The 11,471-nt window shown below is 41.6% G+C and carries 8 protein-coding genes, 1 rRNA gene and 1 riboswitch; of the genes, 2 read left to right on the top strand and 7 right to left on the bottom strand.

From position 1 onward, the window contains the following. Positions 1-22: 22 nt before the first annotated feature. The 3 genes from AACV00_RS06940 to btuB form a co-directional block, all read right to left on the bottom strand. Positions 23-1,565 (bottom strand): 16S ribosomal RNA (locus AACV00_RS06940). 397 nt (positions 1,566-1,962) lie between these two features. Then, positions 1,963-2,829 carry a glutamate racemase gene (murI, locus tag AACV00_RS06935; RefSeq protein ID WP_104459506.1) on the bottom strand — a complete coding sequence of 289 codons (867 nt, stop codon included), beginning with the start codon at positions 2,827-2,829 and terminating at the stop codon, positions 1,963-1,965. Continuing rightward, entirely contained in the window at positions 2,774-4,627 is a 1,854-nt protein-coding gene (gene btuB / locus AACV00_RS06930; RefSeq protein ID WP_104459507.1) for a TonB-dependent vitamin B12 receptor BtuB, read from the bottom strand. The genes murI and btuB overlap by 56 nt, the downstream gene beginning before the upstream one ends. A 69-nt stretch (positions 4,628-4,696) precedes the next feature. Continuing rightward, positions 4,697-4,899, bottom strand: a riboswitch (cobalamin riboswitch). A gap of 113 nt (positions 4,900-5,012) precedes the next feature. On the opposite strand from btuB, the gene trmA reads away from it, so the two are divergent. Then, complete coding sequence (gene trmA, locus AACV00_RS06925) at positions 5,013-6,110, top strand: tRNA (uridine(54)-C5)-methyltransferase TrmA (protein ID WP_004249698.1); 1,098 nt, start codon at positions 5,013-5,015, stop codon at positions 6,108-6,110. A 121-nt stretch (positions 6,111-6,231) separates the two neighbouring features. Here trmA and AACV00_RS06920 read toward each other — a convergent pair whose 3' ends face one another. Next, complete coding sequence (locus AACV00_RS06920) at positions 6,232-6,633, bottom strand: YijD family membrane protein (protein WP_004249699.1); 402 nt, start codon at positions 6,631-6,633, stop codon at positions 6,232-6,234. Continuing rightward, a complete protein-coding gene (gene fabR / locus AACV00_RS06915) occupies positions 6,633-7,313 on the bottom strand; it encodes an HTH-type transcriptional repressor FabR (protein WP_004246383.1) in 681 nt (226 codons plus the stop codon). The genes AACV00_RS06920 and fabR overlap by 1 nt, the downstream gene beginning before the upstream one ends. A gap of 200 nt (positions 7,314-7,513) precedes the next feature. Between fabR and sthA the strand changes: the two genes are divergently transcribed. Then, a complete protein-coding gene (gene sthA, locus AACV00_RS06910) occupies positions 7,514-8,911 on the top strand; it encodes a Si-specific NAD(P)(+) transhydrogenase (RefSeq protein WP_004246384.1) in 1,398 nt (465 codons plus the stop codon). Here sthA and oxyR read toward each other — a convergent pair. Continuing rightward, positions 8,903-9,820 (bottom strand): DNA-binding transcriptional regulator OxyR, encoded by a 918-nt coding sequence (oxyR, locus tag AACV00_RS06905; RefSeq protein WP_004249700.1) that lies wholly within the window; start codon positions 9,818-9,820, stop codon positions 8,903-8,905. The two genes, sthA and oxyR, sit on opposite strands and share 9 nt — an antisense overlap. Positions 9,821-10,054: 234 nt before the next feature. Next, positions 10,055-11,437: an argininosuccinate lyase gene (argH, locus tag AACV00_RS06900; protein ID WP_104459508.1), complete on the bottom strand. Its 1,383-nt coding sequence runs from the start codon at positions 11,435-11,437 to the stop codon at positions 10,055-10,057. Positions 11,438-11,471: the final 34 nt, after the last annotated feature.

Raw genomic sequence — 11,471 nt, 5'->3', positions numbered from 1 at the left:
CACATAACACGTATCTCTTAGGTAAGGAGGTGATCCAACCGCAGGTTCCCCTACGGTTACCTTGTTACGACTTCACCCCAGTCATGAATCACAAAGTGGTAAGCGCCCTCCCGAAGGTTAAGCTACCTACTTCTTTTGCAACCCACTCCCATGGTGTGACGGGCGGTGTGTACAAGGCCCGGGAACGTATTCACCGTAGCATTCTGATCTACGATTACTAGCGATTCCGACTTCATGGAGTCGAGTTGCAGACTCCAATCCGGACTACGACAGACTTTATGAGTTCCGCTTGCTCTCGCGAGGTCGCTTCTCTTTGTATCTGCCATTGTAGCACGTGTGTAGCCCTACTCGTAAGGGCCATGATGACTTGACGTCATCCCCACCTTCCTCCGGTTTATCACCGGCAGTCTCCTTTGAGTTCCCACCATTACGTGCTGGCAACAAAGGATAAGGGTTGCGCTCGTTGCGGGACTTAACCCAACATTTCACAACACGAGCTGACGACAGCCATGCAGCACCTGTCTCAGCGTTCCCGAAGGCACTCCTCTATCTCTAAAGGATTCGCTGGATGTCAAGAGTAGGTAAGGTTCTTCGCGTTGCATCGAATTAAACCACATGCTCCACCGCTTGTGCGGGCCCCCGTCAATTCATTTGAGTTTTAACCTTGCGGCCGTACTCCCCAGGCGGTCGATTTAACGCGTTAGCTCCAGAAGCCACGGTTCAAGACCACAACCTCTAAATCGACATCGTTTACAGCGTGGACTACCAGGGTATCTAATCCTGTTTGCTCCCCACGCTTTCGCACCTGAGCGTCAGTCTTTGTCCAGGGGGCCGCCTTCGCCACCGGTATTCCTCCACATCTCTACGCATTTCACCGCTACACATGGAATTCTACCCCCCTCTACAAGACTCTAGCCAACCAGTTTCAGATGCAATTCCCAAGTTAAGCTCGGGGCTTTCACATCTGACTTAATTGACCGCCTGCGTGCGCTTTACGCCCAGTAATTCCGATTAACGCTTGCACCCTCCGTATTACCGCGGCTGCTGGCACGGAGTTAGCCGGTGCTTCTTCTGCGGGTAACGTCAATTGATAAGGGTATTAACCTTATCACCTTCCTCCCCGCTGAAAGTACTTTACAACCCTAAGGCCTTCTTCATACACGCGGCATGGCTGCATCAGGCTTGCGCCCATTGTGCAATATTCCCCACTGCTGCCTCCCGTAGGAGTCTGGGCCGTGTCTCAGTCCCAGTGTGGCTGATCATCCTCTCAGACCAGCTAGAGATCGTCGCCTAGGTGAGCCTTTACCCCACCTACTAGCTAATCCCATATGGGTTCATCCGATAGTGCAAGGTCCGAAGAGCCCCTGCTTTGGTCCGTAGACATTATGCGGTATTAGCCACCGTTTCCAGTAGTTATCCCCCTCTATCGGGCAGATCCCCATACATTACTCACCCGTCCGCCGCTCGTCAGCAAGAAAGCAAGCTTTCTCCTGTTACCGCTCGACTTGCATGTGTTAGGCCTGCCGCCAGCGTTCAATCTGAGCCATGATCAAACTCTTCAATTAAAAGTGTTTGATGCTCAAAGAAATCGAAAACTTAGCTTATTCATTATATGAATTAACTTGTTAGTCACTCTTCAAGACTTGATACATCTAATTTTTTAGAAGATATCGTCTCTGCGAGTGCCCACACAGATTGTCTGATAATTTGTTAAAGAGCAGTGCAACTGTTGCTGCCGTTTCCGGTCTTCTGCGTTGTTGCGAGGAGGTGCATTCTACATCTTCCTCATTCAGTGTCAAGCGCTAATTTATCAGGCTTTTCACTTTTTATTTTGTTCTCTCAGCCGGTTCGCTTAGCGCCCTGTGCCGTGACAACGAGGGCGCATTATAGGGAGTTTTGTGAAGCTGGCAACACTTTTTTTTGATTTTTTTACCGACCGTTTAATTTTCCAACAAATTTAACTTAAAGCGCCAATTTTCTGAGCGTTTTAAAGCCAAAATCGGCTAAAACCGGTTTTAATAATTCGCTATACTCATCTTCTTTAAGACAGTAAGCAAAACTAATTTCTTTTGAACCTCTGATTTTATCTTGATTTACAACTAACCACGCAGTTCTTCTTGCAATTGCACCACCAGAATCAATAATTCGAGTACCATCAGGCAAAACAGAAAGTAACTCTTCTTCTAATAGAGGGAAATGGGTACACCCTAATACTACCGTATCTGGTGGCTCTTTCATTTTAAGCCAAGGGGCTAAAATTCTACGTAGCTCATCGCATGGCACCTTTTCGCCATGCAGTTTTTTTTCAGCCAACTCCACCAGCTCTGCTGAACCTAATAGATGCACTTTACACTCCGTCGCAAAGCGTTCGATAAGTTCATGAGTATAAGGTCGCTTAACCGTTGCTCTTGTGGCTAACAAGCCGACCACACCATTACAGGTGAGTTTTGCTGCAGGTTTAATCGCAGGAACAACACCAACAATGGGGATATCAGTAAATTTAGCACGTAAAGCAGGCAGACTTACTGTACTTGCGGTATTACAAGCGATCACAATCGCTGCTAACTCATGCTGTTGCGCGACAGCACTGACGATACGAACGACACGCTCGATAATAAACTCTTGAGGTTTCTCACCATAAGGAAATGCTTCATTATCGAAAACATAGATATAGTGAGCATCCGGCAGTTTTTCACGGATCTCTCGATAAATAGATAAACCGCCAACCCCTGAGTCAAAAACTAAGACAGTGGGATTAGCGGTAGATTGTGCATCAGAAGTTGTAGCTTCCGGTGAGGAAATATTCACGTCCTGGCGTGCGATAGCCATAAGCTGTCTCATAATCTTTATCAAACAGGTTGGCTATTCTACCACGAATTGAGAGATGAGATGTAATAGGATATGACGCAGTTAAATCCCAAAGACTTATCCCACCTAGTTTTATTCTTTTCGTAGGATATTGGTTAAAGTCCGTATCATAGCGCTTTCCTATATATTGATAATTAATTCCAATATCTATATCTGCGATATTCCAATCTACTTGATACTTAAGCTGTTGCTTTGCTCTTCTGCTTAATAGATTATTATCACTATCTCTAGCATCAAGGTACTGCAATGTTAATTGATGATGTAATGATCCAGTATCCATCTCACCAACCCATTCAGCACCTTTTATTTTAGCTTTATTGTAATTAATGTAAGTGTTATCTCTAAAAGCAATCAGATTATCAATATCATTTTGATATAGAGATAAACGCCAATCAATCCCTTGAGTTAACCCTTCAACGCCCACTTCCCACTGCTTACTTTTCTCTGGTTTTAAATTGGGATTACCTTTTGTGTTCCATGCAGGATTATCCGCATAAAGTTGCCCCAATGTAGGAGCCTTAAATGCCGTACCATAAGAAGCAATTACTCGATAGTTATCGACGAACTCCCAACTTGCACTGGTTTGCCATGTAGTATGCCAGTTAAATTCATCGTGGTGATCAGAACGAATAGCGCCTTCGACGATAACTGAACTAAGTTGTTTTTGAGATGTGAGATATAGCCCCGTATTATCAATTGTTCTTTGATGAGGTACTGATGCTGAATTCGCTTCAATCGTTTGTCTTTGCCAATCCATTCCAGCGCTGATCATGCCACTTGGAATTAAAAAGGTGTTCCCCCATTGAACATTATATTGTTTAGAATTATCTACAGAAGAGCCCTTACCATCACGGCCATTTGTTGAAATGTAGTTATAGTCTTTAGTTTGGCTATACACCGTAATTAATTGACTAAAATAGGAATCACCACTGAACTTAATACCCGCTTCATAATTACGATTATAAGTTTTACTTTGATCTGTATTACCGGGATAAGATGCAACATAAGTAGTACGATTATCATAACCATACCCTTTCATGTAGCCTTGAAAGTTATCATTAAAAATATGGTCGATACCAAACCAATAGGATTTATTCATAAATCCATGTCTGTCATGAAAAGGGGCGGCAACAGGGACAGAATCATCCGTTGCATGTATTCCCTTAGTATAAGTATATCCACCTGCCGCAGATAATGTGGTTCTCTCACCTACCTTTTGTTGTATTGAACCATTGTAATTTTGATATCCATGGCTTCCTATTCCTGCATTTAACGTTAAGCCATCATTTGGGCGTTTCGTTATAAAATTAATGACCCCACCAATCGCATCGGAGCCATAAACAGCCGAACGAGGGCCTCTTATATATTCAATACGTTGTACTAAAGAAAGAGGCAGTTGACTCATATCGTAAGAGCCAGAAATCCCTGCTTGGTTGGTACGTACACCATCAATTAATATTAATACATGTCTTGAGTCAGTTCCTCGCACAAAGACTGAACTCATCTGCCCTATACCACCACTTTGTGCTACATCAATCCCTGGCATTCTACGCAATACATCAAGCACACTATTGCTCTGCCAGCGATCGATCTGTTCACGATCAACAATAGTCACTGGCGCTAAAATAGAGGAGGTAGGTTGTTGAAAACGATTAGCAGTCACACTCAATGTATTATCAGCCTGTGCAAATAGGTTGAAACTGCTCGTCATAACACTTAAAACAACACTTGAAAGAAAAAATACTTTTTTATTATTCATGAAATCTGCATCCAACAGAAATAAGTAGCAGGATGCCGCCAAAATTAAATAAAACGCGTACTTAATTTTACATGCGACAAATGTTCGGCAGGTCTTCGGACTCTAGGTTAAATACTCTGAGCATTTAAGATAATGACTTCCCACAGCACTGATTTTGGTGCATTGCAGTGTCTTTTATTATCCTTGATCCTATTACCGCTGCGCGTCAGTTCTGGCTTTGCACCAGATTCCCTTTTCACTCCATATCGGAGACCGAATCGCTATGCTACGATGCCAACTTCACTGAGTCCAGAAATTGAACATGAAGAATACTGGACATCTTCATGAGGATCTCTACAATTTCGCTCGCTTAACTTTATTACTGCCAAAAACAAGGCGAGATACCATGCAAAATTCATTACCAACGCAAACATACCAGTCTCAACTGAATGAAAAGACCGAACGCCTACAAAAGATGATGGCACCTTTTAATGCGCCTAATGTGGAAGTTTTTTCATCACCAGAACAACATTATCGTATGCGTGCAGAATTTCGCATCTGGCATGAGCAGGACGCTCTGTATCATATTATGTTTGATCAAGAGACTAAGCAGCGTATCCGCGTTGATCAATTTCCAGTGGCGAGTCAACTGATTAATCAGATGATGGTAGCTTTATTGGCAGAAATAAAAGATAAACCAACACTGCGCCATAAATTATTTCAAATTGATTATCTTTCAACCTTAAGCAATAAAATCATTGTATCGTTGTTATATCACAAAAAAATTGATGAGACTTGGCAACAAGAAGCGACAGCATTACGCCAAACATTAATTGCTCAGGGGTTTGATGTGCAATTAATTGGCCGTGCATATAAAACTAAAATTATGCTCGATAATGATTTTGTCGATGAAGTATTACCTGTTGCTGGTCAACAGATGATCTATCGTCAAGTAGAAAATAGCTTTACCCAACCTAATGCACAGGTCAATATTAAGATGTTGGAATGGGCACTATCAGTCACTGAAAACTCAACCGGTGATCTGTTAGAGCTTTATTGTGGTAACGGCAATTTCTCTCTCGCCCTTGCACGTAATTTTAAACGAGTGCTGGCCACTGAGATAGCGAAGCCTTCAGTGCATGCAGCGCAATATAATATCGCGATGAACCATATTGATAATGTTAAAATTATTCGTATGTCAGCAGAAGATTTTACTCAAGCAATGAATGGCGTAAGGGAATTTAAACGCTTAGAAGGGATTAATCTACAAGATTACCAATGTGAAACTATTTTTGTTGACCCACCACGCAGTGGTTTGGATGAGAAAACTGTTGAGTTGGTTAAGAATTACTCGCGCATTTTATATATCTCTTGTAATCCGCAGACTCTGTGCCAGAATTTAGAAACGCTGATCAAAACTCACAAAATCAGCAAGTTAGCACTTTTTGACCAATTCCCTTACACCCATCATATGGAATGTGGTGTGTTATTAGAGAAAAGATAACTTTTAGTTTTAGAAGTTATAGCAGAAATTACCACCAAAACCCCAATAAAAACAAAACACCAGTAAGTGCACTTACTGGTGTCAAAATCTCGCTGTGTTTACAACCAAAAGCTGATAACAATTAATATTGCTCTGCTTGCGATGCTTTCTCAGCGTCTTCTTCCTGTTCACGTAGACGTTTACGCTGTTTAATTTGACGATAAATCCATAGAGCAATAATCACAATACATACAGAAGAGAAGAAGTTAGAGCCCATTTCAGGGTTAGAGGTTTTTAAATAAGCATTGTAACCAAATAGCCCTAATAAAAAGAATGAGAAAATTAACTTAGGCATACCATCAGTCATTGGTTGATTTAAATAACGTTGGTATAAGCAGTAAACAGCTAGAACTAAACTAATCAGTGGAAAAATAGACCAAGGTCCAGTAAGTGGGTTAAATAAAGTTGAGTAACTACCATGTAAAGCAACACCGATAACTACGGAAAGTAATAGTGTGCTTTTTTCACAGCGATTTTGTTCCATCATTTATCTCCTTTCTGATGCATTTTTTTCTTTATTTCGGGGTTATTTTGTAGAGGTGTTTCTAAATCACGTCGATACCAATAGTAAGCGCCTTTGGCAATCATCCGTAGTTGTATTACTAATCTTTCTTCTAATTGTTGGCGTTTTTCAATATCAATATCTAATGCTTCTGCCCCTGCACTAAATACGATAGTCACCATCGCTTCAGCCTGCATTTCAGTAAAATAGCGAGGCATATTACTTTCTTGCTCAAGGTAGTCTGCCAGTTCTGCAATAAAATGTTGGATCTCTCGTGCGACAGCGGCACGAAATTCAGCAGATGTGCCAGAGCGTTCACGTAACAATAATCGAAAAGCATTCGGATTATTACCAATAAATTCCATAAAGGTAGAAACCGATGTACGGATCACACTTCCACCTTTAGCGATACGCTGTCGTGCTTGTCGCATCAATTGACGTAGCATCAGTCCACTTTCATCGACCATAGTTAACCCCAACTCATCAACATCTTTAAAATGACGATAAAATGAGGTAGGTGCAATACCCGCTTCTCGCGCCACTTCTCGTAAGCTTAGGCTAGTAAAACTACGTTCTGCACTGAGTTGGCTAAAAGCTGCTTCAATCAAAGAACGGCGGGTTTTTTCTTTTTGTTTCGCTCTGATGCCAATATTATTACTCACAGCAATCCTGATAATCCAAATGTGGTTTATAACCAATATATCAAATTTTTACAGAAAATAAGTACGTACCGTTATCCATAACGACACATTCAGATAAAAAACTAAATAAAGTGTGACTAATGCCCCTAATGTCAATTGGGCTATTATTCATTCTAATGTTAATATGTCGTTGTCGTTTTGTATAAAACAGGTCTCTTCCTATGCAACATTCTCATTTCGATGCAATTGTAATCGGTTCAGGTCCTGGTGGTGAAGGCGCGGCCATGGGGCTGGTTAAACAAGGAAAACGCGTCGCCGTCATTGAACGTTATGATCAAGTCGGTGGTGGCTGTACTCACTGGGGAACTATCCCTTCAAAAGCTCTACGCCACGCGGTCAGTCGTATTATCGAGTTTAATCAAAACCCGCTCTATAGCGACCAATCTCGCCTGATCAACTCCTCTTTTTCTCAAATACTACGCCAAGCCAGCACGGTAATCAGTCAACAGACTAAAATGCGTCAAGGCTTCTACGAGCGTAATCATTGTACGATGTATTCAGGCGAAGCTGCTTTTATTGATGATCATAGAATTAGCGTACGTTATCCTGATGGTACTTGTGATATTCTCAGTGCAGATAATTTTATTATTGCCACAGGCTCTCGCCCTTATTGCCCACCGGATGTTGATTTCTCACACTCTCGTATTTATAACAGCGATACCATACTCGACCTTGAGCATGAACCTCGCCATGTCATTATTTATGGTGCTGGGGTCATTGGTTGTGAATACGCTTCTATTTTTAGAGGTCTAAGAGTAAAAGTTGATTTAATTAATACTCGTGATCATCTACTGTCATTCCTTGATCAAGAAATGTCAGATGCACTCTCTTACCATTTTTGGAATAACGGTATTGTTATTCGACACAATGAAGAGTACGACACCATCGAAGGCGTTGATGATGGCGTTATTGTTCATCTAAAATCCGGTAAGAAAGTCAAAGCCGATTGTCTGCTTTATGCTAATGGTAGAACGGGTAATACCGATACGCTTGGTTTAGAAAATGTTGGGATCAAAACCGATAGCCGTGGACAAGTGGCAGTTAATGCGCATTATCAAACCAGTTGTGAACATATCTATGCAGTAGGTGATGTGATTGGCTATCCAAGCTTAGCCTCTGCGGCTTATGATCAAGGGCGCATTGCGGCACTTGCGCTTACCACAGGCACCTCGGAAACGCATTTAATTGAAGATATTCCAACGGGTATCTATACCATTCCAGAAATCAGCTCTGTGGGTAAAACGGAACAGCAACTCACCGCAATGAAGATCCCCTATGAGGTCGGTCGTTCACAATTTAAGCATCTTGCTAGGGCCCAAATTGCAGGTATGAATGTCGGTAGCTTAAAAATTCTTTTTCACCGTGAAACCAAGCAAATTTTAGGTATTCACTGCTTTGGCGAGCGCGCTGCTGAAATAATTCATATCGGCCAAGCAATTATGGAGCAGAAAGGAGAAGGCAATACTATCGAATACTTCGTTAATACCACCTTCAACTATCCAACCATGGCGGAAGCCTATCGCGTTGCTGCTTTAAATGGTTTAAATCGCTTATTTTGATGCTGCTTTCTTAGCCTCATAAAATGCGGTCATATGATCACGGATTGTCTCTGCTAATTGTTCATAACGATTACGCAAAGGCGATCCGGGGCGATAAGCCAAAATAATAGAACGTGATGGGTTAGGTGAAGTACAATCTAAATAGCAAACGCCATCGCGTTTTTGTGCTTGAGGTACCGCTAAATCAGGTAAAAGTGTAATACCACTTCCTGCAGCGACCATATTACGCAATGTTTCTAAACTAGTTGCTCTAAAATGGGTATCTTCTTTAGCCCCTGCTTGGAAACAAAAACCTAAAGCTTGATCACGTAAGCAATGCCCATCTTCTAACATTAATAAACGTTGGCCTGCTAAGTCCCCCATCGGCACTGATTTGCGATCATGCCATGGATGCTCATCATAAATAGCTAATTTCATCGGCTCTTCAAACAAAGGCACTTCTATAAAAGGGGCACTCTCTTTTACCATGGCTAAAATAGCACAGTCGAGTTTACCGCTATCTAACTGAGCTAATAAGCTATTGGTTTGTGCTTCGTGAAGATACATCTCTAACTTAGGGTAGTTTCTATGTAATTCGGGAATAATATGCGGTAATAAATAAGGTCCAACAGTAGGAATAAGCCCAATATGTAACGGCCCTGCCATACTCTCACCTTGTAGTGATGCCATTTCTTGTAGCACTTTCACTTCACGTAATACCGTTTTCGCTTGCTCTACTAGCAATAATCCCTGCTGGGTAAACAGTACTTTGCGACTGGTTCTTTCAAGTAACATAACGCCTAATTCGTCCTCAAGTTTACGAATTTGGCCACTTAATGTTGGCTGGCTCACATGGCAAGAATCTGCCGCACGGCGAAAATGTTTATGCTCAGCTAGAGCCACCAGATATTCCAAATCACGGATATTCATTGCAGATCCCATACTTATTACTGATAGTTAATAGCTATAGATAATATAACAACTGATAAATTTTTCTATCAATCGTGCGTTATTGTAACGTGATTTTTTCATCTTTTATCAATAAATGGTGATATATCAATTGATTAAACTATTATTATCGGTAAGCGTCCATAAAAAAGCAGGGCAGTTCATGAGCCACCCTGCTTTTTTTGAATAATCTGTCAGTTATACAATGGGATAAAACTACTCATCCATATTAAGCTGTTTTTTGGCCTCAGTAATGGCATAAGAAACCTGCTGTTGAGATACTCCACCTTTTGCTAATCGTTTATCTAAACAAGATTGCAATGAAAGGATCTCGTAAACTTCAACGGTAATTTTGCTACTAAACTTCTGTAATTCAGATAGCGCCAACTCTTCAAGCGCTTTACCTTGCTCAATTGCACTAACAACAACTTCACCGACAATATGGTGAGCTTGGCGAAATGGCACCCCTTTTGTGACTAAATAATCAGCAAGCTCTGTCGCATTGGCATAACCTTGTTTTGCGGCCTCTTCACAACGAGGACGGCGAACCTGCAACCCATCAAGCACTAATGTTGCCATATGCAAACAATCAGACCAAGTATCAACGGCATCAAACAGCCCTTCTTTGTCTTCTTGCATATCTTTATTATAAGCAAGAGGCAACCCTTTTAGAGTCATCATCATTGCGGTTAATGCCCCTTGTACACGCCCGCACTTACCACGAATAAGTTCTAATGCATCAGGATTTTTCTTCTGTGGCATTAATGAAGAGCCAGAAGTGACTTTATCTGAAAGCTCAATAAAACCTGCTTCCCCACTATTAAAGAAAATCAAATCTTCAGCAAAACGAGAAAGATGCACCATACCAATAGCGGCCGCAGATAATAGCTCTAACACATGATCTCTATCTGATACGCTATCTAAACTATTGTTTGTTGCACTGGCAAAACCCAACCATTGAGCTAATTGTTCACGATCAATATCATAAGCGGTACCCGCCAAAGCGCCACTACCCAGTGGACTTACATCTAAACGCGTTAATGCATCCGCTAAACGACTCTCATCTCTTGCTAACATCTCTTTATAAGCTAAACACCAATGCGCAAAAGTGACGGGTTGAGCACGTTGTAAATGAGTATAACCGGGCATCACAGCATGTTGATTTTGCTCAGCGGTTACCACTAACGCCTTTTGTAATTCAATAATAGCCTGACGTAAATGGGCGACTTCTTCTTTACACCACAATTTTAAATCTGTCGCGACCTGATCATTACGGCTACGTCCAGTGTGCAACTTCTTACCTAAATCACCCACTTTGGCAATCAGTTTGCTCTCTACCCAACTATGAATATCTTCCGCATCACTTTGTAAAATAGAATGAGGATTAGCTGTTACTTCCTCAGACAGTTCATAAAGTGCCTGTTCAAGTTGAGCTTGTTCATCCTGCGATAAGACACCTACTGTGACTAACGCTTTAGACCAAGCTACTGAACCAAAGATATCTTGTTGTGCGAGTCGATAGTCAAACCGCAGTGAATCATTGAATTGTTTAAACCGTTGATCAGCTTGCTGACTAAAACGTCCACCCCAAAGTGCCATAATCACATCCTATTTTGTCTTTGTTAAAAGTCAT

It is taken from the genome of Proteus sp. G3927, from assembly GCF_963894685.1.
Taxonomy (GTDB): Bacteria; Pseudomonadota; Gammaproteobacteria; order Enterobacterales; family Enterobacteriaceae; genus Proteus; species Proteus mirabilis.
The sequence above is the reverse complement of the archived record's forward strand: the minus strand, read 5'-3'. Positions and strand labels throughout refer to the sequence as shown.

Excerpts from the sequence above, each read along its gene's own strand:
- murI (WP_104459506.1), bottom strand. The coding sequence starts at position 2,829 with ATGGCTATCGCACGCCAGGACGTGAATATTTCCTCACCGGAAGCTACA.
- btuB (WP_104459507.1), bottom strand. The coding sequence starts at position 4,627 with ATGAATAATAAAAAAGTATTTTTTCTTTCAAGTGTTGTTTTAAGTGTT.
- trmA (WP_004249698.1), top strand. The coding sequence starts at position 5,013 with ATGCAAAATTCATTACCAACGCAAACATACCAGTCTCAACTGAATGAA.
- AACV00_RS06920 (WP_004249699.1), bottom strand. The coding sequence starts at position 6,633 with ATGGAACAAAATCGCTGTGAAAAAAGCACACTATTACTTTCCGTAGTT.
- sthA (WP_004246384.1), top strand. The coding sequence starts at position 7,514 with ATGCAACATTCTCATTTCGATGCAATTGTAATCGGTTCAGGTCCTGGT.
- oxyR (WP_004249700.1), bottom strand. The coding sequence starts at position 9,820 with ATGAATATCCGTGATTTGGAATATCTGGTGGCTCTAGCTGAGCATAAA.
- argH (WP_104459508.1), bottom strand. The coding sequence starts at position 11,437 with ATGGCACTTTGGGGTGGACGTTTTAGTCAGCAAGCTGATCAACGGTTT.